The following is a 26,275-nucleotide window of genomic DNA, read 5'->3' as shown; positions in this document are numbered from 1 at the left end:
TAAGTATTGTTTTGAAAAATAACTCGTTGATTGACTTTGCTGTTTTTTTATAAAAATATGTTAGCGCCATCTATTAATTACATCCTGTGATTGATTTTACATGTCTCATTATCAGTGGTTTTCATTTTAAAGAAATGATTCATGGTGGTTATTATTAAATTTTTAATTATTTTAGAGGTGGTTATGTCTGGTGAAATAATCCTTAATCTTGATTCTCCAGAGTATCAGGATGAGTTCTCTTCATTTGAAGAAGAGAGTGAGCAAAATGGACTGTGGCAACAAGATGCAAATGAAACGTTAGTGCATCTCTTAAATAAAATGGGTGAAGAGGCTAAACGTTATAAAAATGCCCATGTTGGAAATGAAATTTCCCCAGAAAAATTTAGTAGCTATCATCATGCTATATTCATTAGTGGAGCGAGAGGGACGGGTAAAACGGTTTTTTTACACAATGCCAAAGCTGTGTGGAAAAGACACACCAAGAAATCCAATAAATCACCTAATCTACATTTTATTGATGTGATAGATCCAACTTTATTAAACATAAACGATCGTTTTTCAGAAGTGATTATCGCTACTGTTTATGCATCTGTCGATAAAGCGTTAAAACGTCCTGATATTAAGCAAGAAATAAAAGATGATTTTTACCATTCATTAAAAAACCTATCAGGAGCATTAGGTAAATCCTCTGAGTTTGATGAATTTAGAGGGATAGATAGAATACAAAAATATCGTTCGGGGATACATATTGAACACTATTTTCATCAGTTTTTAATTGCCAGTGTGGAGTTGCTTGGTTGCGATGCATTGGTATTGCCAATTGATGATGTTGATATGAAAATTGACCATGCTTTTGGTGTGTTAGATGATATCCGTTGTTTGCTTTCCTGCCCTTTAATATTACCCCTTGTGAGTGGTGATGATGGTCTATATCGCCATATTACAACGATGAGGTTTGAAGAATCACTAGCTAAAAACAAAAATGCCAGTAACTTTGTTGAAGGAAAAGCAGTTGCCGAACGTTTATCTGCCGCTTATCTAACGAAGGTATTCCCTAATCATGACAGATTGCCGTTGGTTCCAATTAGACAGCTTTTATCAAAATTAAAAATAAAATATAAAAATAGTGCAGATGAGCCAACTAAAGATATAACATATAATGAATATGAAAAGAAAATTAAAGCTACTTTTTATGCTTTATGTAATGGACAAGAAAGAAGTACTGATTGGCCACAGCCTGAAAGTGCCAGGGAAATTACACAGTTTACTCGATTATTAACCCCTACAATGTTGGAGGGATATGATGAGAATAAAGATCGTCTCTGGCGAGGTTTTTCCGTGTGGGCAGAGGAAAAACAAGATGGTGTAGCGTTAACGAATGCGGATTCTTTCTTAATGATTAATTCAATGCAGAGTTCAGATGAATTGGATTTGAAGGAAGTGATAGCATTTAACCCACTGATGCAAAAAGGACGTTACCGCTGGGCAATGAAGAATTATTATAGTCAACAGATACAATGCATAGGGGATTTAAATGCTAAAAATAAAAATGAAGATATTCTTAATGCTGTTTTTTCTGATGTGAACAATAATATTGTACGTAGCTTGCCTCCGCTTGAATTTATTATGGATCAGATGTATGTCCGCAAGGATATTGCTGAGGGTAATAGTTATAGCGATAAGGTATTAATTGCTATCTATACTCATCATGATTATTATAGCCGACAACAAAACAGACGATATAATATTTTCTTTAGTCGCGCGTTTGAAGTGCTTTTTTGGTCAATGTTGGCTGTGACAGATAATTTATTAGTTGTGTGTGATAAAAAAGAACTATTCCAGGTTCAGTTTAAAAAAATGTTACTACGCACCCCTTTTTATTCAATATTTTCTTTAAATCCTACTAAAATAATTGATGAGCAGGGAGATGATAAGAGTGATGAAAAAGAAGAAAGTAGTATTCCGGTTGAATATAGTCATGAAATGGATTCAATTATTGAAGATATTTATCAGTGGATTAATGTAAATAAAATACCATCTCTAAAAGGTAGAAATTTAATTCCTTTGATTAGTGTTATTTTCAATAAGACATTTACACAGTTGAAAGTGCTAAGGGAGAATATGGTTAAAGATAAAGATAGTTTTAAAGATGAACATCTTTCTGATCTTGCTAAGCGATTTGAATATATATTTATCAATGCACTGGCATCATTTGTTCGTGAAGGGATAGTAATAAAAACAAATGTCGCTACTGGAGCCAGATCCAGTTCGGTGCGTAGTTATACTAAATTAACACAAACGGATAGAACGCTTTCAAAAAATATTTCAAATATATTAACGCCACCTTCCGACTCAGGTGATGAAATTAGCGCTCTTAAAAAAGATGATTATGCTGTTTTACTCAAAGCAATGTGGTGTCATCCCATTTTTAAATTGGTTAAAATGGATGCATATCCAATCGGGAGTAGTCGTGTTGTAAATAATAATGAAAATCCTGAAGTGGTAAATGAAATTGAGGGGATGAGTTTTGAGGAACTAAAAGAGTATTATTATATTCAATCAGGTAATCTGACGATTAAAACATCTGAGGTGGCAGATTGGGCTGAAGAAAATCCTGCTGAGGCTAGACGAGTATACGAAAGAATGAAATCCGATAAATATATACGCTCACAATTAAAAATTCGTGGACACATAAGTTGGATGTTTAATGGCCTTTCTCATGTTTTAGAAAACAATGATTAAGGATGTTATATGTATAATCAAGATCCTCGATGGCTTATCCCTGTAACCTATCTTACCTCAGATAGGTTATTTAATTATTGGTTAAAACAGCATTTACAAAAAGCTCCACGTTTGGAGGAGCACTTGGATAATGAACGTAGCACGCTCTATTTGGCTGCTCAGGATTATCAACTCTATTTTGGAGGGAGTTTACGAAAAGAAGATATAAAAGGTAATGCAGAACTCTGGGATCTACCTTCAGGTACACTAGGTAGTTTGGGTGTGTTGGCAAAACTTGCTGATCATTTCCTTATTTGGGTTGGCGATTGCTTTGAAGTTCGTCGTGAAAAGCTAGAAGCTTGGATTATGCTTTGTTCTATCATTGATCCTGCTTGGGTAATCGTTATTTCTTACATGAGCTTAGTGGATAGGGGGGGGCTATCTGAACATGAACTTATTGAAACTCTAACCGGAAGGCAGTGTGCATTTGCTTTCCCTAGTGAGAGAAATGATGCTGCCTATGCGGATAATCATGTCCACTTTAACGGACATGGCTATTCATCATTATCGATGCTGAGTTTTATCAATGGGGACGGTAAACTAAAAAAAGATCTAAAATGGCCACGCCGTGAAGAGTACACACTTTTTGAAAGTGACTTATTGAATAAGAATAAATTGCCTGATTTTTTTTCCGGGTACGTGGCATGTCTATTATCTTGTATTTATGGCGAAAGTGATAAAAAAGAGCATAAGCGGTCATCAAAAGGCATAAATTACACATTATTAAATGATGCAATCGTTTCGCAAGCATCGGTTAATATTCGGCTATTGAATGATTTTACTCAAATTTATGAGCCGTCGACCTTACAACAGCGGTTATTGCATATCTCGATGCAATCTCATATGCAAGGGCATCACCGTTGGATGCTATTCTGTGCTGGGTTGATATTTGGACAGCATCGAGTTGACTATCTTAGTTGTTTAGATAACTTCATCCGCGTTAGTCATGTGTTACGTAATTACATGGTGGTTTCGGCGGTAGGGTTGGGGCAATTCGTTGAGTTTTTCGGTTTTGATGCTCGCAGACAAGATAAAACGCTATTTAAGAAGGAAGTGGCTCGATTCGATATGGACACCAACACATTTCGTGAGTATCGAGTTTCTCCTGATGTTGTTTTAGGAAATGGAAAAAGAGCGAATATTTATCACCATAAATTAATGGATTTCTATTCTAGTCACGAAAAACAGTTTATTCCAGAGCACGCTCATCTGGTTGTCCATTTCACCCGAGGGTTACCTGATGTAAATTATCCTTATGATCGACGAGTACAGGAGTTTCGTGCGAAATTATTAAAGCAAACTCGTGCATTTGAAGAATTTAGTGCTTCAGTCACAATTAAAGAAACACCTTATACCTGCGATGAATATAACAGCGAACCACGCAATGTTGATTTACGCCGACTCGTTCGTGGTTATGATGTTGCAGGAAATGAAAATGAGCTCCCAATAGAGATTTTTGCTCCTGTATTACGTGTATTGAGAGCGGCAAAACATCCAGGTGGTATGTCAATGTCCACTCGGTTGCAACGCCCCTTCATCACGGTACATGCAGGAGAAGATTATAGCCATTTGCTCAGCGGTTTAAGAGCGATTGATGAGGCCGTTGAATTTTGTCAACTCCGCGAGGGAGATCGTCTGGGACATGGTTTAGCACTGGGTATCGATGTTAACGATTGGGCTCATCGTCAACGACGCGCTTATCTGACAGCGGGACAGCACCTAGACAATATGGTTTGGGCGTATCATCAGGCGGTTCAGCTCTCACAACATACTGTAGAACATGTTCCCGTTATGCATGAATTAAGGGATAAAATTCATCACTGGTCTCAGTTATTATATAAGGATGTGTGTACGCCTAATTTATTATATCGTGCTTGGCTGCTGCGTCGTAACTGGCCGGATTATGAAGATATGCAGTCAGATATGACCAATTTTTCTGAATGGGCTCCAGATGGTGAGTGGTTATTATCAAATGATGCCGTAGATGCACATAAAGCTCGGATATTTTGGCAGCGTTATCTTGATAGCGGAATAGAGAAAGAAAAGAGTAGTCCTTTTAATCGAATTATTTCTGTTAATTGTCAGCCTGATGAAGGAGAACTATTTTCTACTCGTGTCAGTGATGATGAAGATATTTTATCGCAAGGCGAAATGCGTTTGTATGAAGCAATTCAGGATTTCTTGATGGAGAAGTACAGCCGCCTTGGATTGGTTATTGAAGCCTGCCCTACCTCTAATATTTATATCGGTCGGCTTGGGAAGTATCACGAGCATCCACTATTTCGCTGGAATCCTCCGCAACCAGAATGGTTAAAACCGGGAGAAAAATATAACCGTTATGGTTTACGTTCGGGGCCGTTGGCGGTATGTATCAATACTGATGATAGTGCACTAATGCCTACAACAATAGCCAATGAGCATCGATTAATGAGAGAGGCAGCCATTCAATGTTACAATATAGGTGCTTGGATGTCTGATTTATGGATAAATTCAATACGCCAGAAGGGGGTTGATATTTTTAGAACCAATCATCTCTCTCAAGACTCGTTATAATAAAACGGCTTGTTGATATTGCTGAAAATAGCATTATCAATAAAGGTAATGCTATATAATCAACAGAACTATTGCCACCATATCGCATAGTGTTATTCACACTATGCGATATTTTACTTCGTGGTCGCCTCAATCGCCTGCGCTAATGAACCGTAGAAGCTGAGCCGTCCTTCAATCGGGTGGACCTTCGCCCGCGCCAGCGTTTTTAACGGCTGGAAGGGAATGTCGGTGATGATGAGCTGCTTGCCTTCTGGCAGCGTGTCGCTAAAGCGCAGGAACGCATTCAGCCCGCCCGCATCCAGCACAGGCACCGCATCCCACTGTAAGATGATATTCTGATAGCCTTCGCTGCGCACGGTCAGATCGTTGAAGATGCGCTCTGCCGCGGCGAAAAACAGCGGGCCGTTAACACGCAGGACCAGATGGTCCGGTATTTTTGTGTCCGGCAGCTCGCTCAGACGGGTCATCTGCGCGATGCGCCGCATGAAGAGCAGGGATGCCAGCACAATGCCGACCGTAATGGCGATCACCATGTCAAACAGTACGGTCAACGACATGCAAAGCAGCATCACGATGATGTCGTCTTTCGGTCCGTGACGCAGTAAATCTACTACCTTATGCGCTTCGCTCATGTTCCAGGCGACAATCAGCAGCAGCGATGCCATTGCCGCCAGCGGTAGATAAGACAGCCACGGCGCAAGTATCAGCAACGCCAATAGCACCAACAGTGCGTGCACCACGGCGGAGATCGGCGAGTTTGCGCCAGCGCGCACATTGGCGGCGGAACGGGCAATCGCAGCGGTCGCGGTAATTCCGCCAAAGAAGGGTGCGATGATGTTACCGAAACCTTGCCCCATCAGCTCCGCATTAGAATTGTGTTTTTTGCCCGTCATCCCGTCCAGCACGACCGCGCACAGTAGCGACTCAATCGCGCCCAGCATCGCCATCGAGAATGCGGCGGGCAGCAGAGCGGAAATACTTTGCCAATCCAGCGTCATCGTCTTTCCATCCGGTGACGGAATATCCCACGGCAGAATGAGTTGCGGCAGGATGGGCGGAATCCCTTGCCCTTGCGAACCGTCCGCCAGCAGATAACTGAATCGGGAACCGATGGTTGCTACATTTTCACCGAGCAGCGACATGATCCCCATTACCGCGACGCCAGCCAGCAGCGCGGGCAAATGGCCGGGCAGGCGAATACCGAGTCTGGGCCAGAGGATGAGAACCAGCAGCGTCGTGGCCCCAATCAATGTATCCGCAAGGTGCAGAGTAGGCAGCGATTGCGCCAGCGCTGCCACTTTTTCGACGTAATGTTCGGGCACCACGGCCATCTGCAAGCCGAAGAAATCCTTGATTTGCATGGTGCCGATGGTGATAGCGATCCCAGAGGTAAACCCTAGCGTCACGGAGAGTGGGATATATTCAATCAAACGCCCGAAACGGCAGATCCCCATCAGCAGTAGAAACACGCCGGAAAGCAAGGTGGCAACCAGCAAGCCAGAGAGCCCGAACTGTTGCGACACGGGATATAAAATAACGACAAAGGCGGCTGTCGGGCCTGACACACTGTAGCGCGAACCGCCGCTGAGGGCGATGACGATCCCGGCAATCGCCGAGGTATAGAGCCCGTACTGTGGAGGAACGCCGCTGGCAATGGCCAGAGCCATCGCCAGAGGAATGGCGATGATACCGACGGTAACGCCAGCGATAATGTCGTGGGTAAAAAGTTGCAGCGTATATTTTTCGCGCCAGCACGCGTCAATCAGCGCGCTGAACGGCCTGATGCCGTTAATTCCGTGCGTTTTCATCTAAGCAGAAACCAAAGTAAGGAAGTAAATCAACATGGCGGGCCTGCCGGTCCGTCGACGACAGCCTTACGATACGCCGGACGCGCTCAGAAGATCCAGATATACATCAAGAGAAGTGCAGTCTTGCGGAGCCGACGCGGCGAAAACCGCGTCGGCAGAGGGGTTACAGCGTGATGGTGATCAGATAGGCGGCAAAGAGCGCCAGATGCGCACTACCGCTTAATACGTTGGTTCTACCCGTGGAGAACGTAATGTGGCACAGCACCAGCACCGATAGCATCACCACGATGTGCGGCATATCCAGACCGAAGTTCAGCGTGCGGCCAGTGATCATGGCAATGATCGTAACGGTAGGAACCGTCAGTGAAATGGTCGCCAGCACGGAACCGAAAAACAGGTTCATAGCGCGCTGTACCTGATTTTTCAGGACGGCGCGGATCGCTCCCAATCCTTCAGGAGAGAGGATTAACAGCGCGACCAGGAAGCCAGTAAACTGTGTCGGCGCGTTCATTTCGGTCAGCAGCGTTTCCAGCGGCATGGAGTTCATCTTGGTTACCGCGATAACGGCAATCAGGTGAATCAGCAGCCAGCCGGTGTGCCACAGCGAGCTGTGCGCAGACGGTTTACCGTGATGAGGATCGTCGCCGTCGCCTTCGTCTTCGTGCTCATACACAAACAGGCTTTGGTGCGTACGCGTTTGGATCAACAGGAACACGCCGTACATCGCCGCGGAAATCGCGGCAATAATCAGCGACTGCGATACGCTGAAATTACCATCGGGCAAGGCGCTGGGGAAAACCAGCACAATCACCGCCAATGGGAAGATCGCCATCAGGTACTGCTTGATGCCGCTGAGATTAACATACTGCGTGGCGAATTTGCGGCCGCCGAGCAAGAGGGCGAAACCGACCAGGCCGCCGGTGACAATCACGATAATGGAATAGAGTGTGTCACGCATCAGGTCCGGGCCTGCGTCACCGGTTGCCATCAGCGCTGAAATCAGGCTGACTTCCAGAATGACGACGGACAGGCTGAGGATCAACGACCCGTAGGGTTCACCCAGACGGTGTGCGAGCACGTCGGCGTGACGTACCACGCTGAACGCGCTGAAAAGTATGCCGGCTAACGCGAGGGCGTTAATACCGAGAATGGCGATAAAATCTTGTGAGCTGCCCCACATGTAGAGCACGGCCAGCGCAATAACAGGAAAAATGAGGGAATATTCATGATGGCGAGTTTTGACCACCTCAGCATGAGACTTCATTGCGGGAGTTCTCCTTATCCAGAGGAATAATGCGGCAAAATATCCCCGTCATACTTCAAGCTAGCCTATCGGCCACCCGAATGGTGCCGGAGATAAAACGACAATAAACAGCAAAAGGTTACTAGAAAGTAGTTATAACGTAATAAAACGAACAAGATAATAACAGATTGTCGATGCGATGCGGGGAGTTTTACGGATTTTTACGCTTTGAGGTAAAATTTAATTGAGAAGGGAGAATTCCGGTATCTTCTCCCTATCATAATAATATCAAATATATTTTTTAGGGTTATTCGTCAGGATTATCCATAATATCGTGGCGTTTATGATGATAATCCTCTTCATTTAACCCTTCTCGCCAATAAGGCACGGCATACATCTGATTTCGTTCACACCCGCGCTCGCGACGCACGTGGCGGCGAAGCTGAACCACGATACGATCTTCACCCGCTAACCAGTAAAACGCATTTTCAGCCGTCGGAAGCGCCTGAAAATGCTGCAACAGCGCGTCGGTTGCCTCTGTTCCACCGACGATCCAGTGCAGTTGAAGCGGTGAGGGTTTAGCGATAGCGAGTTTATCCGCCTCGCTGTCGACACGGATCACTGCGTGCCCCTGAGCGTCATCAGGCAGATTCTCTAGCAGCGCCATGAGCGCGGGGAGCGACGACGGGTCAGCAGCCAGATAATAAGTGGCCGCTGGCGGCAGCATGGGGAGCGGGCCACCGGGTTGTGAAATACCAACCCAGTCACCGGGTTTGGCCTGACGGGCAAACGTGACGGCAGGTCCGGCGTGTTCATGCAGGGCGAAAACCATATCCAGCTCTGCCTCTTCTGGGCGCAGCGCACGAACGCTATAGGTGCGAACGATAGGGCGGGCTTCGCCTTCTGGCCAGACCGGGCCGCGTTCGCCAATCGCGGGCAGCGCTGGTTTTTGCTGTCCTGCCTGAGGAAAAAAGAGCTTGATGTGTGCACCGTATCGCTCGGCCGGATAATCGCGCAACGCGTCGTGATGGAACGTAATGCAGCGTAAATGAGGGGAAATATCGTGGATGTGTTTCACCTGAACTAAAACAGGCTGACGCGGCGTTGCCATTCAGTGTCTCCGTGGATAGTCGATTCCAAATTAAGGATGATAATAACACGAGATGATAATTATTATCATTTGATGTCTGCCCGTTATTATTCTTGTCGTAGTGAATACTTTTTATTGATGTCGAGAGCTTTCACGTCAAGCATACGGCTTCCGGCAGGTTCCTGACGTCACAAAAATGAGGTTTGTATCAGGAATACGTCAAGTCTGACGGCGAGTTGCCGATTAGTTGATATAAAAGCGGAATCTTGCGTGAGTGAAACATTATCACGAACTTTTTTAGTTTTTGTGACCACTATCAAACTTGATCGCAAAGCCATAAATGAATAACCTCAAGATTGATGGTGTTGTAAAATTAAGCAGATGAAGCAGTTAGGTTTTTAAACGCAGGGCGAGAGCCGATCTGACGAGCAGGAAAAGAGTAAGGTTGGGGGTGGTAAGTAGTGTTAACACGCGATTTTTTGCAGAAAGCAGATTGTAGAACGTCTTTTGGTTGTATTGAAGAAACCTTACTGCTCACGCCGCAACAGCGGGCTGATTCGTTGGACAGGATGCTGGCGCTCCGGCCCAATAGCTGTCCGGTCTGGGTATTTGGCTACGGTTCACTAATGTGGAACCCGGTTTTTGACGCCGAAGAAACCTGTCTGGCCACGCTGACAGGGTGGCAGCGTGCTTTTTGCCTGCGTCTCACCATCGGTCGCGGCACGGTAACTCAGCCGGGGCGGATGCTGGCGTTGCAGCCCGGTGGACAAACGACAGGTCTGGCTTTCCGTCTACCGGAGGCTTCTCTGCGTGAAGATCTGGAACTGCTCTGGAAGCGCGAAATGCTGACGGGGTGCTATCGTCCGCTTTGGTGTGAGCTGCAGCGGAAAAACGGCGCACCGCTGACGGCGCTGGTGTTTGTGTCTGAGCCGGAACATCCCCTGAATGAAAATGATACCTGTATTCAGAGCGTTGCCCCGCTGATTGCCCGTGCGAGCGGGCCGCTCGGCACCAATGCGCAATATCTGTTTGCGCTGGAGCAAGAGCTGAAAAATCACGGGACGGAAGATGCAAGCGTGAGCGAGCTGGCGCAACGGGTGCGTATTTTGCAACAGTCGTGCTCTGCGGCGGCAGGGAACGGACAATAACGGCGCGACGAGCGTGAGCGTTTAGGTGAACGACGATGTCGCCGTTCACCTTGAAACGAATGAAGCGACCGAATTACCAGCCGACGCCAACACCCATGGTGTACAGCGTGTCGTCAACATTCCCCTGATTACTTTCGATACGGGTACGTGACACTTTCATCGTCATAGAAGACCAGTCGGTCAGCTTGAAGCGCAGGCCTGCATCCGCTTTCAGGTAGATTGGCGCAGTGCCATCAAATGAGCGCCCCAATTCACCGTTTGTGAAGGCTTCAACGGATTTGCTGAATATATAGCGGTTGTACGCCCACTTTATGCCACCAGAATAGAAGTCATCCTCGCCCTGATCGCGGTATACGAAGGTTTGGGAGTTGACCAGCGACGTCAGAGAGAACGCGCCTAAGTCGTTATCCCAGAACTGATAACCAGGACCAAGACCGAAGGAACGGTTAATTTTAATGCTTTCGATCCAGTCGCGTTTGTACTGGTAACGACCCTGCCAGAACCAGTTCTCATCCACGAATTTATCCAGCGCATATTCGCCAGCCGCATTCTTGGTGCTCTCGACTTTATCCTCTTTTGCCAAATGGTAACTGGCATCAAGGTTGTGTCGCCACGTATCGTGACGGGCTTTGGTGTTCAGCGTCACATCGTAGTTATCCGTTTCTGTCGAACTCTTCTTGTGCGACATACCGGCGTCAATATTGCCTTTCCAGGCGAAATCGGTCACCAGTGGCTTCTGCGCGACGATGGACGTGATCTCGGAAAGCGGCAATGTTTGTGGACCAGCGGCTTCGTTAGCCAGCGACGGGTTCGCGATGATGGCGCGGTTTTCGCCCGCTTTGATCGTCGGATACAAAACGCCTTTCTCGTAACGTTCGCCTTGAATCACCAGACCATGGTCGGATTCAAAGGTTTTCACCTTGTCCCAGGCTACAGAAATAGAGCCAGCATAGTCGGTGTTGATAAAGAGTTTACCGCCGTCAAGCAGCGTGATTTTCCCTGTGAGCTTGTCGCCGTTGTTCAGCCAAATGGTGTCAGCGCGGCTCTGCGTAATGCCAGCAGAGAGGGCGATAACCAGGCTGAGGGAAGAGATTGCGTGTTTGGATAGTGTCATTATTGCCAAGTAAACAGTGGTGACATGTATTGAGATGTCCGTCAAAGACGTACAGCCGTTGATAACGAACCGGTTTAGCCCGGAACGGCAAACATTAACAGGAATCGAAGTGATGCTCTACCCGAAAACGGTAATTGATTAGAATGTAAATAGTTATAAAAGTTGCTATTGATGATTAACGGCTATAACGCGATGTCTGTCACATTTTGGAGCCAATCGAAAGGAACGTCATTATGCGTGAGAGGCTTCTCTGGCCCAGACGATTTCAGGCCAGAGAAACGTGTGCGAAAGCGGTACTACGCGGTACGTTGCGTGCGTGATGTGCTGTTGTTGCTAAGGAAACGCGAGGTCAGGAACGTCCTCACGCGCAGCACGATCCGTTCCTGGAAGAGCACACAGAGCGTCACGGTGGTGAGTAGGAAAATGATATAGCCCGTCATGGAGAGCTGCACCTGACCTGCGGCGGCAATGCACTGATCCCAGTCGCTGAAGCAGGCCATCGGGTTACCGCGCACCAACTGTTCCAGCGTACGGAACAGATTGAAGAGCGGAACGTGCAGCGCAAAGATCGAGAGTGATGCCGCACCCAGGCGCGGTGACCAATGTCGCAGCCACTCGCTATTAGGTTCACGCGCCAGCGCGCTGAGGCAGACTAAACCGACCTGAGCTGGCAGGAGCAAACCGTTATGCAACAGGAAATACCAATAGGCTTCGCCTTTTGTGAACAGCCAGGTAGCGACAAGGAAATTCACACTAATAAAGAGGGCGAGCGCATAGCGCTGACCTTTAGTCAGTGGTAAGCGATCTTTCTGACGGTAATGACGGAACAGTGCATACCCCAAAATACCGGCCAGAAATTCTGGCAGACGGAAGATCGGTCCGCGCTGCAATAATCCGGTGTACGGCATGCCGAACTGCTGTTGCCAAATCACCCAAATCGGCGGCAGCAGATACAGCAGGCAAACGATCCCCATCCACAGCCACGGATGGCGGCTGTTTAGCAAACGTGGAGCCAGCAGCGGGAAGGTCAGATAGAAAAAGAACAGGGTAGAAAGTGACCACAACGGGGCATTGAAGGTCAGGAAGTAAGGATTCCATGCCTGCAACATCAGTACCTGCAATATCCCGTTGAACGCCAACTGCGCATTTGTCATGTAATGGCGCAGCGTTTCGGGGTCGGCCGCGGGGTCGTTGGTGTCATAAATGACAAAACGCGCACTGGCGACTTGCCCTTCCGGTGGCACGGCTAGCCACTGCATGAGCGTGACAACAGCAATAGAAGACAGCAGGGCAATGATATGAATGGGATAAAGATTAAAGAAGCGTTTGGCCCAGAACTGACGAGCGGGCTCACGCAAACGTCCGTCCTTAATGTAGACATGCGCAAGCAAAAAACCAGACAGAACAAAGAATGTACTGGTTGCGAAGAACCCCATGCTGGTGAGTTCGCTTAAGAAAGGAATGCGCTCACGCTGGGGGTAAATGTGCACCGTGTGATAAATCATCACATAGCAGCCGAGCAAAAATCGTAACCACTCCAGGCCGATAAATCGCTCCTTACTGACCTTCTTCATGTTGTTCCTCAACGTTAAACTCGGTGTAAAAGCCGAAAAATGCGATTACAAGCTAGTTTAGACGAGAGCAACGTCACATTAATTAGGATAATGGCTATAAATGCCGGTGCCGTTTAGCAACCGTTTAGGTTTTTGCGGGGCATTGGTGGTATTTCCACCCATTGTTTTTATTAACGACAGTTTTTTATCAACGACCGTTTTTTAGTAACGATAGTTTCTTATCCACAGTGGCGGCATCCTCGCTTACGCGAGGATAATATCGGACGATAGGGCGCCAGAGCGCCTTATCCGTACTGCTGACAGTAGCTGTTTTTTGTGACAATTTGATTAAATCACTTTTTCTTGTAGTACCCAGACTGCCGCTTCAACCCGCGATTTTAGCTTCATTTTTTTCAGCAGATGCTTGACGTGAACTTTAACGGTGCTTTCTGTGATCGTGAGTTTGCGGGCAATGACTTTATTGGACAACCCCTGAGCCAGCAGTTTCAGAATATCGCGTTCGCGCGGGGTGAGCTGCTGAATATCCCGATCGCTGCTGTGACGGCTTTCGCGCAAGCTGGCGGCCAGAATCGGCGTCAGCGTTTCACTCAGTACCATTTTTCCTGATGCGGCCTGATGTAGCGCAGCCAGTAAATCTTCCGGTTCCATATCTTTAAGCAGGTAACCATCGGCACCATTTTTTAAGGCGTTGACAACATCGTCTTCGTGGTTAGATACGCTAAAGACGACAATACGGCCAGACAACGATTTTTCCCGCAGACGATTTAACGTTTCCAGGCCATTCATGCCGGGCATGTTCAAATCAAGCAGAATCAAATCCGGGTCTAGTTGCTCCGCGAGTTCGACACCCTGTTCGCCGTGACTGGCTTCACCGACCACCTGTAATTCTGGATCCATGCTGATGAGTTGTTTAACGCCATTGCGCAACATGGGGTGGTCATCAATCAGCAGTAGGGTGGCGGCATCTTCGTTAATCATGAGTTTCTCCTGTTAATGGCAGCCGGTGACGGTGTTCGGAGAGGAAGCTGACGTTCACTTCAGTGCCCCCCGACGGCCGGCGTCGAACAATGCATTCGCCGTGCAAACCCCGTGCACGGTCGCGCATGATAATAAGTCCATAATGGTTGGCGCGGCTGGCATCATCAGGAATACCAATGCCGTTATCGGCCACGCTGAGTTCAATGTAGCCCTGACGTAGCTGTAGGGTGATATCGACCTGTGTAGCCTGCGCATGCTTATAAATATTGCTCAGTGCTTCACGCACAATTTGCAGAACGTGAATACCCTGATGCGCGGAGACCGACTGCGGCGGCAGACGGTAGTGGAGTTCGATGGGGTATCCAAGCCGCTTGCTGAATTCATCGACTGACGCCCGCAGCGCGGCAAGTAAGCCGGATTCCGACAGCTTTAGCCGGAAGGTGGTCAACAGTTCACGCAGTTGGCGATAGGCGGTGTTCAACTCTTCCCGCATTTCCGTCAGCAACTGTTGCGAAACGGGGGGTAAATCGCCACCCTGCATTTGCAGGCAGCTCACCTGAATTTTCAGGCAGGAAAGGGACTGGGCGATAGAGTCGTGCAGCTCACGGGCAATGGTGGCGCGTTCTTCCATCAGCATCAACTGCTGTTGGTGGTTGGATTGACGCTCCAGCGCTAGCGTGCTGGTCAACTGTTCCAATAAGGTATTCAGTAACTGATTTTGATCGCGGCTGAGCGCGGTATTGCCCGGCAGCGTGGCCAGCACGACGCCGTACTGCCCGTGTTTATCGTGCAAATCCCAACAGTGAGGCTCACTTGGCAGATCTTCCCGTTTCCCCTGCATGCCGCAACTTTGGCAACTGCTGTCCGGGCAGTGCTCCGGCTGTGGCGGGCTGTCATCGCTAAACTGATGAAATTGTTCCTGATTGTTGTCTTCATACAGCCGCAGCTGAATATTGCGCAGCGGCGTCAATGTGGGGAGTTCGTTCAGGATCGGCATTAGCCGACTGCACAGCGGCGCGCCAGTATGCAGGCGTCGACTAGCGCGATAAAGGAAAGAGAGCAGATCGTTTTTCTGTTGCAGGTCGGCGGTTTTCTCGGCCACGCGCTGTTCCAGACTGTGGTACATGGCGTAAAGTTCGTCCGACATGCTGTTCAGCACCTGTCCCAGCGTACTCATTTCATCATGACCGTTAATGGCGACGCGCTGGGTGAAATCGCCGTGACCGATAGCCTGCGCCATCGAAACCAGACGTCGCCACGGTGTCAACAGACGGCGACGCAGATAAAAGAACGTGGTGGCCAGCAGAATAAACATGATGCCGATGAAGATGCGTTGCACCAGCGTGACCATCATCAATCGCTGTTCGGTTTTATGATCGATGGCGGAAACCAGATCGTCGAGTTGTTTCACGAAGCGGGCGACATCTGCTGAAGCATCAGAAGCCTGTGTGGCCTGCCGCAAATGCGGTTGCAGGTTTTCCAGCCAGAAAATGCGCAGCGCGGTGAATTGTTCGCTGAGCCCTTCCCGGCGTACCGCCTGTTGCAGATCGCTGCTGATTTCGTCTTCTTCCAGTTCTTGCAGGTAAATTTCATTCTCGGCGGAGAGCGGCACCATCGAGAGCAGGCGGTAACTCTGCATGCGCAGCGAACCTGCTTTGTTAATGGCGTGCGCGTTACCCTGGATGCTTTGCGACATCCAACTGGAAACCGACATACCTGCAATACCCAGCAAACCGAGTAGCAGCATCAATAGCGCGACCTGATTGACGAGCGACAGCGGCAGCAGGAAACGTTTCAACATAATACAGCGACCTCTGCTGGAGGAGTAGAAAACCAGTACCGGGAAGGATAATCCTTTTGGCATTTTTCCCGATCCTACATGATAACCCTATACCCACTAGTGAGTACCACCGAATATCTGTGCCTTGAAAGGGGGTATGACAGTAAGAAAAAAGAGAGATATAACAGATTGAATTGTCGCTGCTTATTTTTCTATTTTTATTACTCATTAAGGAGTGTGGCTGTTTTTACACGGTTTTTTTACCTGACAGCGCGTTGATTTGCATCAACTTTACCTGCTGTGTAATCCCTAATGTTGCGCCTTAATTCTACCGCGTTTTTATTTATTGAGGTTTTTATGACGCAGCCTTCATCACCCGAAAAAGTATCGCAAAGCACGCTGATCAGGGAATGGAATCCTGAAGATACAAAATTCTGGCAATCTGGCGGCCAACGGATAGCACAACGTAACCTTTGGATCTCTGTGCCCTGTCTGCTGTTGTCGTTTTGTGTCTGGATGATATTCAGCACCGTGGCCGTTAACCTAAACAAGGTCGGATTTCGTTTTACCACAGACCAACTCTTTTTACTGACCGCGCTGCCCTCCGTTTCCGGCGCGCTGTTGCGTGTTCCTTACTCCTTCGTTATCCCGCTAGTTGGTGGTCGCCGCTGGACGACGCTGAGTACCTTCATTCTCGTTATCCCGTGTATCTGGCTCGGGTTTGCCGTACAGGATCCGCACACGCCTTACAGCATTTTCGTGACGATTTCTTTGCTGTGTGGCTTCGCGGGAGCGAACTTCGCGTCCAGCATGGCTAACATCAGCTTCTTCTTCCCCAAATCACGTCAGGGGAGTGCGCTGGGTATTAACGGCGGCTTGGGTAACCTCGGCGTGAGCGTGATGCAGTTGCTGGTGCCGGTGGTGATTTTCCTGCCAATTCTGGGATTTTCCGGCAATGGCGTGGTTCAGCCAGACGGCCATCAGATTTGGTTGCACCATGCTGCCTGGATGTGGGTTCCGTTTTTGGTGATTGCCTCAACCGCTGCCTGGTTTGGCATGAACGATCTTTCAACGGCGAATGCGTCGGTACGCAAGCAATTACCGGTTTTGAAGCAGATGCATCTGTGGGTACTCAGCTTCCTGTATTTGTCCACCTTCGGTTCTTTTATCGGTTTTTCGGCGGGCTTCGGCATGCTGTCCAGAACGCAGTTCCCAGATATCGTGATTCTGTACTACGCGTTCTTTGGGCCGCTGCTGGGGGCGCTGGCGCGTCCGGTGGGCGGAATGCTGTCTGATCGTTTTGGCGGCGTGAAGGTCACGCTGATTAACTTCATCCTGATGGCGATTTTCTCGGTGTTGCTGTTTCTGTCCTTGCCGAGTGCAAACTCTGCGGGGTCATTCGGGATGTTCTTTGGCATTTTCATTATGCTGTTCCTGACGGCGGGGCTAGGCAGTGGCTCTACTTTCCAGATGATTGCCGTCATTTTCCGTAAATTAACGACAGAGCGGGTTAAAGCACAGGGCGGAAGTGATGCGGATGCGCAGAGTACCGCCGCCACGGATACTGCAGCGGCGCTGGGCTTTATTTCGGCCATTGGCGCTATTGGCGGCTTCTTCATTCCTCAAGCCTTTGGGATGTCGCTGGAGTTAACCGGTTCACCCACCGGCGCCATGAAAGTGTTTGTGGTGTGCTACGTGGTGTGCGTTCTGGTTACCTGGCTGTTTTATGCCAGAAAGCAACGCTAAGCGTTGACCCGCCTCCCAACCACCTCTTAGTCACATTCTTATGTCGACTAAGAGGTGGTTCCGTGCGCGATTAATGCTGTCATTTTCATACTACTCCGTAGCACGCGCCCGACACGGGGCGGCTCAATCGCCGCTCGCCCCGTGACCCCAGGCTTTTGGCGGAAATTATGCCGCTGATGCGGTGCCTTCGTCGGTATCGGACTTTGCGGATCGCTTGCGACACGTTCCCGACGTGGCGCAAGCTTTCGCCGCATCCTTGCGGCTCATCCTAAGCCCGCTCTCTCCTCAGCATAATTTTTTACGCCAAAAAAATAAGGACAGAAAACTAATAGATAATCTCTCTTTTTCGAGCAATTTTTCGTCGCCTCCCGACTACTACCTCTAAATAGTCGTGTGTGTGAATTCAGTATAAACACAAAGTTAATAGGTTTGTTTTTATTATTTAATATCAATATCTTAATTGATATTTTTGTCATAATTCTTTGGTGGTAGTTGATGAGGAATGCCATTTTTAAGCGGGAAACTCTCTTGATCGTTATCAACTTTGACGAGGGGCTGGCTGGATACGCTAGCGCCAACTTGAGCGATGTGTCGTAAGCAAAAACAGATGTCTGCTACGAGCATTCCATAACGACAGGGGCCAGCAGGCTTCGCAGCAGGAGAGTCCGGATGAGCAAATTCCTTGACCGGTTACGTTACTTCAAACAACTGGCCGAACCGTTTTCCGATGGTCATGGCCAGACCCTCAATACCAATCGTGACTGGGAAGACGGCTATCGCAGTCGCTGGCAGCATGACAAAATCGTGCGTTCTACCCACGGGGTAAACTGCACCGGTTCATGTAGCTGGAAGATTTATGTGAAAAACGGTCTGGTGACGTGGGAAACGCAGCAGACCGACTATCCGCGTACTCGCCCGGACCTGCCTAACCATGAACCGCGTGGCTGCCCGCGCGGTGCCAGCTATTCCTGGTATCTCTACAGCGCTAATCGCCTGAAATACCCAATGATGCGTAAGCGCCTGCTGAAACTGTGGCGTGAAGCGAAACTGACGCACAGCGATCCGGTCGATGCCTGGGCGTCCATCGTCAACGACCCCGAGAAGACTAAATACTACAAACAAATTCGTGGTCGTGGTGGCTTCGTGCGTTCTGACTGGAATGAAGTCAACGAACTGATCGCGGCCTCTAACGTTTACACCGCCAAGACCTTCGGCCCAGACCGTATTATCGGCTTCTCACCGATTCCTGCGATGTCGATGGTGTCCTATGCTGCGGGGGCGCGTTACCTTTCCCTGCTCGGTGGCGTGTGTCTTAGCTTCTACGACTGGTACTGTGACTTACCGCCAGCGTCACCGATGACCTGGGGGGAGCAAACCGACGTACCGGAGTCTGCCGATTGGTACAACTCTTCTTACATCATTGCCTGGGGTTCTAACGTACCGCAAACCCGTACGCCGGATGCCCACTTCTTTACGGAAGTCCGCTACAAAGGCACCAAAACCGTGGCGGTCACGCCGGATTACGCGGAAATCGCCAAGCTGTGCGATCAGTGGCTGAACCCGAAACAAGGCACCGACAGCGCGATGGCGCTGGCAATGGGCCACGTTATTCTGAAAGAGTTCCATCTCGACAAACCGAGCCAGTATTTCAGCGAGTACGTGCGTCAATACACGGACTTACCGATGCTGGTGCTGCTGGAACCGCGTGAGGACGGCTATTACGCCGCAGGTCGAATGCTGCGTGCCTCCGATCTGGTGGACAACCTCGGGCAGGACAACAACCCGCAGTGGAAAACCATCGCAGTTGATCAGGAAACCGGTAATCTGACGGCACCGCAAGGGTCGATCGGCTACCGCTGGGGCGATCAAGGTAAATGGAACCTGGAACAGCGCGACGGCCTGAGCGGCGAAGAAGTGAAGCTGCGCTTGAGCCTGCTGGGGTCGCACGACGATGTGGTTGATGTCGGCTTCCCGTATTTTGGCGGCGCGGTCAGCGAACATTTCAATAACGTTGCGCTACAAGACATCCTGCTGCACAAACTGCCGGTTAAGCGCCTGACGCTGGCTGACGGTAGCGACGCGCTGGTGGCCTGCGTGTATGACCTGACGATGGCGAACTACGGTCTGGATCGCGGTCTGGGCGACGACAACTGCGCGCGTGATTATGACGATGTGAAAGCGTACAGCCCAGCCTGGGCTGAGAAAATTACTGGCGTTTCTCGTCAGAACATCATCCGCATTGCGCGTGAATTTGCGGATAACGCCGATAAAACGCACGGTCGTTCGATGATCATCGTCGGTGCCGGTATCAACCACTGGTATCACATGGACATGAACTACCGCGGCATCATCAACATGCTGATTTTCTGCGGCTGTGTCGGTCAGAGCGGTGGCGGTTGGGCGCACTACGTCGGACAAGAAAAACTGCGTCCGCAAACCGGTTGGACGCCGCTGGCGTTTGGTCTGGACTGGCAGCGTCCGCCACGTCACATGAACAGTACCTCGTTCTTCTATAACCATTCCAGCCAGTGGCGTTATGAAACCGTCGCGCCGCAGGAACTGCTGTCACCGCTGGCGGACAAATCCCGCTTTAGCGGCAGCATGATTGACTTCAACGTGCGCGCCGAACGTATGGGCTGGCTGCCGTCTGCACCGCAGTTGAACGTTAACCCGTTGGATATTGCAGAGAAAGCGCGTGCCGCTGGTGTTACGCCGCAGGAATATACCGTTGCCGCGTTGAAATCAGGCGAAATCAAATTTGCCGCTGAGCAGCCGGATAGCCAGCAAAACTACCCACGCAACCTGTTCATCTGGCGTTCTAACCTGCTGGGTTCCTCCGGTAAAGGCCACGAATACATGCTGAAGTATCTGCTGGGTACGGAGCACGGTATTCAAGGGCAAGATCTGGGCACGGCGGGCAGCGTGAAGCCGGAAGAGGTGGAATGGCACGATCAAGGCGTTGAAGGCAAACTGGATCTGGTGGTGACGCTGGATTTCCGTATGTCCAGCACCTGCCTGTACTCCGACATCGTCCTGCCGACGGCAACCTGGTACGAAAAAGACGACATGAATACTTCGGATATGCATCCGTTTATTCACCCGCTGTCTGCGGCTGTCGATCCCGCTTGGGATTCGAAAAGCGACTGGGAAATCTACAAAGATATCGCGAAAGCCTTCTCCCGTGTCTGTCAGGGGCATCTGGGTCAGGAAACCGATCTGGTGACCTTGCCGATTCAACACGACTCTGCGGCGGAAATGGCCCAGCCGTTCGGCGTGGAGGACTGGAAAAAAGGCGAATGCGACCTGATTCCGGGCAAAACGGCGCCGCACCTGATGGTCGTGGAGCGCGATTACCCGAACCTGTACGAACGTTTCACCTCGCTCGGTCCGTTGATGGACAAGTTAGGCAACGGTGGTAAAGGTATTGGCTGGAACACACAGACCGAAGTCGATTTCCTGAAAAAGCTGAACTACACCAAGGCTGACGGTGCGGCGGCAGGTCGTCCGAAGATTGAAACGGCGATCGATGCGGCAGAAGTGATTCTGTCTCTGGCGCCGGAAACCAATGGTCAGGTGGCGGTGAAAGCGTGGGAAGCGCTGAGTAAATTCACGGGGCGTGACCACACGCATCTGGCACTGAATAAAGAAGACGAAAAAATTCGCTTCCGCGATATTCAGGCACAGCCGCGCAAGATTATCTCCAGCCCGACCTGGTCTGGCCTGGAAGACGAACACGTTTCCTATAACGCCTGTTACACCAACGTTCATGAGCTGATTCCGTGGCGTACGCTGTCCGGCCGCCAACAGCTGTATCAAGACCATGAGTGGATGCGCGCCTTTGGTGAAAGCCTGCTGGTTTATCGTCCTCCCGTCGACACCCGTGCGGCGGAGCCGGTGATGAATAAGAAGTCTAACGGCAACCCGGAAAAAGCGCTGAACTTCCTGACGCCGCACCAGAAATGGGGCATTCACTCCACGTACAGCGACAACCTGTTGATGCTGACGCTGGGACGCGGCGGCCCGATTATCTGGCTGAGCGAAGACGATGCCAGCGAGTTGGGTATTGCAGATAACGACTGGATAGAGGCGTTCAATGCCAACGGTGCGCTGACGGCGCGTGCGGTGGTTAGCCAGCGTGTACCTGCGGGTATGACGATGATGTACCACGCGCAGGAACGCATCATTAACCTGCCGGGATCGGAAGTGACCCAGCAGCGCGGCGGTATTCACAATTCGGTAACCCGTATCACGCCGAAACCGACCCATATGATCGGCGGTTATGCCCAACTGGCTTATGGCTTTAACTACTACGGCACCGTCGGGTCAAACCGCGATGAGTTTGTCGTGGTTCGTAAAATGAAACGCATCGACTGGCTGGATGATGAAGACCAGGACTATGTTCAGCAAAAAACGGTTCAGCAAAAAACGGTTCAGCAAAAAACGGTTCAGCAACAAACAGTACAGAAACCGGTACAGCAGGAGAAAGCCTGATGAAAATTCGTTCACAAGTGGGCATGGTGCTGAATCTGGACAAGTGCATCGGCTGTCACACCTGCTCCGTTACCTGTAAAAACGTCTGGACCAGTCGTGAAGGGATGGAATACGCCTGGTTTAACAACGTCGAAACCAAACCGGGCGTGGGTTATCCCCATGCCTGGGAAGATCAGGACAAATGGAAGGGCGGCTGGATCCGTAAAATCAGCGGCAAGCTCGAACCGCGTATGGGTAACCGCATCAGCGTGTTGTCCAAAATATTCGCTAACCCGGATGTGCCGGAAATCGACGACTACTACGAGCCGTTCGACTACGACTACCAGAACCTGCGTAAAGCGCCGGAAGGTAAGCACCAGCCTGTCGCCCGTCCGCGCTCGCTGATTACCGGTCAGCGGATGAAGAAAATCGAAATGGGGCCGAACTGGGAAGACGATCTGGGTGGTGAATTCAGTAAACGCTCCAAGGATAAAAACTTCGATCCTGTCCATTTCAACGAAATGCAGAAAGAGATGTACGGCCAGTTCGAAAACACGTTCATGATGTATCTGCCGCGTCTGTGTGAGCACTGCCTGAACCCCGCGTGTGTGGCAACTTGCCCGAGCGGCGCGATCTACAAACGCGGCGAAGACGGCATCGTCCTGATCGATCAGGATAAGTGCCGCGGCTGGCGTATGTGCCTGACTGGTTGTCCGTACAAAAAAATCTACTTCAACTGGAAGAGCGGCAAATCAGAAAAATGTATTTTCTGTTACCCGCGTATCGAAAGCGGCCAGCCGACGCTTTGCTCGGAAACTTGCGTAGGGCGTATCCGCTATCTGGGCGTGCTGCTCTATGATGCCGATCGCATCGAACAAGCGGCTTCGGTGGAAAACGAGAAAGATCTGTACCAGAGCCAGTTGGACGTGTTCCTTGACCCGCACGATCCGAAAGTCATTGAACAAGCACGGAAAGATGGCATTCCAAACAGCGTCATTGAAGCGGCACAGCAGTCGCCGGTGTATAAAATGGCGATGGACTGGAAGCTGGCGCTGCCGCTGCACCCAGAATACCGCACGCTGCCGATGGTGTGGTACGTGCCGCCGTTGTCACCGATTCAGTCTGCCGCAGACGCGGGTCAATTGGCGCACACTGGCGTATTGCCGGACGTCGAAAGCCTGCGTATCCCGGTGCAATATCTGGCGAACCTGCTGACCGCAGGCGATACCGAGCCGGTATTGCTGGCGCTGAAACGTATGCTGGCGATGCGTCACTACAAACGTGCAGAAACCGTAGAAGGCAAAATCGATACCAGCGCGCTGGAGCAGGTTGGGCTGACCGAAGCGCAGGCGCAGGAAATGTACCGCTATCTGGCGATTGCGAACTACGAAGACCGTTTCGTGATTCCATCAAGCCATCGTGAACTGGCGCGTGAAGCATTCCCAGAAAGTAAAGGCTGCGGCTTCAGCTTTGGCGATGGCTGCCACGGCAGCGATACCAAATTCAATCTGTTCAACAGCAAACGTATTGATGCGATTGATGTCAGCAGCAAAACGCGCGATATGAACAGCAAAATCATGCGGGAGACGAACCATGATTAGCCTGCGGATTATTGCCCGCCTGCTGGACTATCCCGATAGCGAGCTGTGGGAAAACCGGGCTGAGTTGATCGAAGCGGTAGAGCAGGCCGATGCTTTACCGCTGCGTGAGAGTCATCAGCTCATGCAGTTCATTAATACGCTGTGCGCGCAGGATCTGTTGGACAAACAGGCGGAGTATAGCGGCCTGTTTGACCGCGGTCGGGCGACCTCGCTGCTGTTGTTCGAACACGTTCACGGTGAGTCTCGCGACCGTGGTCAGGCGATGGTCGATCTCATGCAGCAATATCAGGATGCCGGTCTGGCGCTGGATTGCCGTGAGCTGCCGGACTACCTGCCGCTGTATCTTGAGTACCTTTCTCGTCTGGAGCCCGCGCAGGGGCACGCGGGTTTACTCGACATCGCGCCGATTCTGGCGTTGATTGGCGCGCGTTTGCAGCAGCGTGACAGCCGCTATGCCGTGCTGTTCGATCTGCTGTTGGCGCTGTCCGGTAGTGACCTGAAAAGTGACGATGTCACACATCAGGTGGCTGATGAAGCGCGTGACGACACGCCGCAGGCGCTGGATGCCGTGTGGGAAGAGGAACAGGTTAAGTTCCTCGGCGAAGAAGGCTGCGCATCGGCCCAACAAACGCAACACCAACGCCGCTTTGCTGGCGCGGTGGTGCCGCAATATCTGAATCTTGACGCGACATCGGCGGGAGGGCAACGCTAATGAGTGCAATCACCAACTTTTCATTTATCAACTACAGCAATGTATTCTTTTTTGATATCTATCCCTATCTGGCGATGGCGATTTTTCTGATTGGTAGCTGGCTGCGCTATGACTACGGCCAGTACAGCTGGCGTGCGGGTTCGAGCCAAATGCTGGATAAGAAAGGGATGCGTCTGGCGTCTAACCTGTTCCATCTGGGGATTCTGGGCGTATTTGCCGGGCACTTTCTCGGTATGTTGACGCCGCACTGGATGTACGAAGCCTTCCTGCCGATGGATGTAAAACAGAAAATAGCGATGTTCGGCGGTGGTGCGGCGGGTCTGCTGACGTTTGTCGGTGGCGTGCTGTTGTTAAAACGCCGTCTGACCAACCCGCGTATTCGTGCCACCTCCAGCGTTGGCGACATTCTCATTCTGTCTCTGCTGGTGATTCAGGCCGGTCTGGGGCTGTTGACCATCCCATTCTCTGCACAGCATATGGACGGCAGTGAAATGCTGAAGCTGGTCGGTTGGGCACAAAGCGTGGCGTTTTTCCAGGGGGGAGGGTCTGAACATCTGGCGGGTGTCGCGCTGATTTTTAAATTGCACATCGTTCTGGGGCTGACGCTGTTTGTGCTGTTCCCGTTCTGCCGTCTGGTTCACATTTGGAGCGCACCGGTCGAGTATCTGACGCGTCGCTACCAGTTAGTGCGTAACCGTCGCTAGATATGATAAAAACGGCGGTGTTATGATAACGCCGCTGTTTTAATGGTTTCCTTTTCATCTTTCCCCGCCAACAACGATCGTCATCGGCAGTTCAGCGATTATTTGCCTCGCGCCGTCGTCCATTGCACGGCGAAGACGCTGGCTAATACGATCGCCAAACCCAGAAACGCCGTACCGGTCATCGATTGTGAAAGTAACACCCAACCCAGCACGACGGCAGTTAACGGACTCAGTAATCCCAATGACGCAACGGCAATTGTTGGCAGACGGGTTATGCCACGAAACCACAGCCCATAAGAGATCACGGCACCAGCCAGGCAGAGATAGGTATAAGCAGCGTATTGCGACAGCGTTAACGCAGGCAGAGGCGCATCGACTACCCACGCCACGGGAGCCAGCATTAACCCACCGATAAAAAGTTGCCAGCCCGTCATCGGCAGCACGGGCAGATCGAGCTGCCAGCGGCGCGTCAGCCAGACTCCCGTCGCCATACAGACCGCTCCCAGCAGTGCGGCGGCGACGCCCACGGGTTCAAATGTCGTCTGCGGTGACAGCAGTAAAATAGCCATGCCGACCACACCGATTATCGCCGACCACAGCGTCGCCAGTCTGGGGGCGCGACGATCCACCGCCCAGACCAGCACCATCACCAGCAGCGGTTGGATCGCGCCGAGGACTGCCGCCAGCCCACCAGGCAAGCGATAAGCGGCGACGAACAGCAGAGCTTGAAACACACCGATATTCAGGGCGCTGAGCACAATCACACGCCACCAGTCTCGTCGGGCGGGAAAGCGGCGGGTGAATAACAGTAACAGCAGACCCGCAGGCAGCACGCGGATAAGCGCCGCGGTAAAAGGGCGATCCGGTGGTAGGAGTTCGGATGTCACAATGTAGGTCGACCCCCAAATCGCGGGAGCCAGCGCCGTGAGTAAGACGTCACGCCAATAGTGTGGTGAGGATATCGTGTTCATGA

General features: G+C 50.4%; 16 protein-coding genes. 8 read left to right on the top strand and 8 right to left on the bottom strand.

Features of this window, described 5'->3' with window-relative positions; genetic code table 11:
• Positions 1-141 precede the first annotated feature (141 nt).
• Positions 142-2,742: an antiviral RADAR system adenosine triphosphatase RdrA gene (rdrA, locus tag NAL19_RS11590; RefSeq protein ID WP_263057406.1), complete on the top strand. Its 2,601-nt coding sequence runs from the start codon at positions 142-144 to the stop codon at positions 2,740-2,742.
• A 9-nt stretch (positions 2,743-2,751) separates the two neighbouring features.
• Positions 2,752-5,334: an antiviral RADAR system adenosine deaminase RdrB gene (gene rdrB / locus NAL19_RS11585; protein WP_263057405.1), complete on the top strand. Its 2,583-nt coding sequence runs from the start codon at positions 2,752-2,754 to the stop codon at positions 5,332-5,334.
• Between the two features lie 113 nt (positions 5,335-5,447).
• Here rdrB and dauA read toward each other — a convergent pair whose 3' ends face one another.
• From dauA to NAL19_RS11570, 3 genes are all read right to left on the bottom strand, one after another.
• A complete protein-coding gene (dauA, locus tag NAL19_RS11580; protein ID WP_263057404.1) occupies positions 5,448-7,142 on the bottom strand; it encodes a C4-dicarboxylic acid transporter DauA in 1,695 nt (564 codons plus the stop codon).
• A 163-nt stretch (positions 7,143-7,305) separates the two neighbouring features.
• A complete protein-coding gene (chaA, locus tag NAL19_RS11575; RefSeq protein WP_225084834.1) occupies positions 7,306-8,406 on the bottom strand; it encodes a sodium-potassium/proton antiporter ChaA in 1,101 nt (366 codons plus the stop codon).
• 286 nt (positions 8,407-8,692) lie between these two features.
• Positions 8,693-9,496 (bottom strand): siderophore-interacting protein, encoded by an 804-nt coding sequence (locus NAL19_RS11570; RefSeq protein WP_263057403.1) that lies wholly within the window; start codon positions 9,494-9,496, stop codon positions 8,693-8,695.
• Positions 9,497-9,936: 440 nt separating this feature from the next.
• Here NAL19_RS11570 and NAL19_RS11565 point away from each other — a divergent pair, with 440 nt between their 5' ends.
• Complete coding sequence (locus tag NAL19_RS11565) at positions 9,937-10,623, top strand: gamma-glutamylcyclotransferase (protein WP_015840489.1); 687 nt, start codon at positions 9,937-9,939, stop codon at positions 10,621-10,623.
• A 73-nt stretch (positions 10,624-10,696) separates the two neighbouring features.
• On the opposite strand, the gene NAL19_RS11560 is transcribed toward NAL19_RS11565, so the two are convergent.
• The 4 genes from NAL19_RS11560 to narX form a co-directional block, all read right to left on the bottom strand.
• Positions 10,697-11,737: a DUF481 domain-containing protein gene (locus NAL19_RS11560; RefSeq protein WP_225084832.1), complete on the bottom strand. Its 1,041-nt coding sequence runs from the start codon at positions 11,735-11,737 to the stop codon at positions 10,697-10,699.
• Positions 11,738-12,033: 296 nt separating this feature from the next.
• Positions 12,034-13,311, bottom strand: a complete 1,278-nt coding sequence (locus tag NAL19_RS11555; RefSeq protein ID WP_225084831.1) for an acyltransferase family protein — start codon at positions 13,309-13,311, stop codon at positions 12,034-12,036.
• A gap of 327 nt (positions 13,312-13,638) precedes the next feature.
• On the bottom strand, positions 13,639-14,289 hold the full coding sequence (narL, locus tag NAL19_RS11550; RefSeq protein ID WP_225084830.1) for a two-component system response regulator NarL: 651 nt from the start codon (positions 14,287-14,289) through the stop codon (positions 13,639-13,641).
• A complete protein-coding gene (narX, locus tag NAL19_RS11545) occupies positions 14,282-16,090 on the bottom strand; it encodes a nitrate/nitrite two-component system sensor histidine kinase NarX (protein ID WP_263059703.1) in 1,809 nt (602 codons plus the stop codon). Before narX ends, narL begins: the two co-directional genes overlap by 8 nt.
• A gap of 336 nt (positions 16,091-16,426) precedes the next feature.
• Here narX and NAL19_RS11540 point away from each other — a divergent pair, with 336 nt between their 5' ends.
• From NAL19_RS11540 to narI, 5 genes are all read left to right on the top strand, one after another.
• Complete coding sequence (locus NAL19_RS11540; RefSeq protein WP_263057402.1) at positions 16,427-17,815, top strand: NarK family nitrate/nitrite MFS transporter; 1,389 nt, start codon at positions 16,427-16,429, stop codon at positions 17,813-17,815.
• A 669-nt stretch (positions 17,816-18,484) separates the two neighbouring features.
• Positions 18,485-22,306: a nitrate reductase subunit alpha gene (locus tag NAL19_RS11535; RefSeq protein WP_263057401.1), complete on the top strand. Its 3,822-nt coding sequence runs from the start codon at positions 18,485-18,487 to the stop codon at positions 22,304-22,306.
• Positions 22,306-23,886: a nitrate reductase subunit beta gene (gene narH / locus NAL19_RS11530; RefSeq protein ID WP_263057400.1), complete on the top strand. Its 1,581-nt coding sequence runs from the start codon at positions 22,306-22,308 to the stop codon at positions 23,884-23,886. The genes NAL19_RS11535 and narH overlap by 1 nt, the downstream gene beginning before the upstream one ends.
• Positions 23,879-24,598, top strand: a complete 720-nt coding sequence (gene narJ, locus NAL19_RS11525; RefSeq protein ID WP_263057399.1) for a nitrate reductase molybdenum cofactor assembly chaperone — start codon at positions 23,879-23,881, stop codon at positions 24,596-24,598. Before narH ends, narJ begins: the two co-directional genes overlap by 8 nt.
• On the top strand, positions 24,598-25,302 hold the full coding sequence (narI, locus tag NAL19_RS11520) for a respiratory nitrate reductase subunit gamma (protein WP_411561396.1): 705 nt from the start codon (positions 24,598-24,600) through the stop codon (positions 25,300-25,302). The genes narJ and narI overlap by 1 nt, the downstream gene beginning before the upstream one ends.
• A 98-nt stretch (positions 25,303-25,400) precedes the next feature.
• Here narI and NAL19_RS11515 read toward each other — a convergent pair whose 3' ends face one another.
• Positions 25,401-26,273 carry a DMT family transporter gene (locus NAL19_RS11515; protein ID WP_263057398.1) on the bottom strand — a complete coding sequence of 291 codons (873 nt, stop codon included), beginning with the start codon at positions 26,271-26,273 and terminating at the stop codon, positions 25,401-25,403.
• Between the last annotated feature and the right edge of the window lie 2 nt (positions 26,274-26,275).

It is taken from the genome of Pectobacterium sp. F1-1, assembly GCF_025643735.1.
Taxonomy (GTDB): Bacteria; Pseudomonadota; Gammaproteobacteria; order Enterobacterales; family Enterobacteriaceae; genus Pectobacterium; species Pectobacterium colocasium.
Note: the sequence above shows the minus strand (reverse complement) of the source record. Positions and strands in the feature narration are given on the sequence as shown.

Coding starts and splice junctions, on each gene's coding strand:
- NAL19_RS11570 (WP_263057403.1), bottom strand. CDS start 9,496: ATGGCAACGCCGCGTCAGCCTGTTTTAGTTCAGGTGAAACACATCCAC.
- narL (WP_225084830.1), bottom strand. CDS start 14,289: ATGATTAACGAAGATGCCGCCACCCTACTGCTGATTGATGACCACCCC.
- narH (WP_263057400.1), top strand. CDS start 22,306: ATGAAAATTCGTTCACAAGTGGGCATGGTGCTGAATCTGGACAAGTGC.
- chaA (WP_225084834.1), bottom strand. CDS start 8,406: ATGAAGTCTCATGCTGAGGTGGTCAAAACTCGCCATCATGAATATTCC.
- narX (WP_263059703.1), bottom strand. CDS start 16,090: ATGTTGAAACGTTTCCTGCTGCCGCTGTCGCTCGTCAATCAGGTCGCG.
- NAL19_RS11560 (WP_225084832.1), bottom strand. CDS start 11,737: ATGACACTATCCAAACACGCAATCTCTTCCCTCAGCCTGGTTATCGCC.
- narJ (WP_263057399.1), top strand. CDS start 23,879: ATGATTAGCCTGCGGATTATTGCCCGCCTGCTGGACTATCCCGATAGC.
- NAL19_RS11540 (WP_263057402.1), top strand. CDS start 16,427: ATGACGCAGCCTTCATCACCCGAAAAAGTATCGCAAAGCACGCTGATC.
- rdrA (WP_263057406.1), top strand. CDS start 142: ATGGTGGTTATTATTAAATTTTTAATTATTTTAGAGGTGGTTATGTCT.
- dauA (WP_263057404.1), bottom strand. CDS start 7,142: ATGAAAACGCACGGAATTAACGGCATCAGGCCGTTCAGCGCGCTGATT.
- NAL19_RS11555 (WP_225084831.1), bottom strand. CDS start 13,311: ATGAAGAAGGTCAGTAAGGAGCGATTTATCGGCCTGGAGTGGTTACGA.
- NAL19_RS11515 (WP_263057398.1), bottom strand. CDS start 26,273: ATGAACACGATATCCTCACCACACTATTGGCGTGACGTCTTACTCACG.
- rdrB (WP_263057405.1), top strand. CDS start 2,752: ATGTATAATCAAGATCCTCGATGGCTTATCCCTGTAACCTATCTTACC.
- narI (WP_411561396.1), top strand. CDS start 24,598: ATGAGTGCAATCACCAACTTTTCATTTATCAACTACAGCAATGTATTC.
- NAL19_RS11535 (WP_263057401.1), top strand. CDS start 18,485: ATGAGCAAATTCCTTGACCGGTTACGTTACTTCAAACAACTGGCCGAA.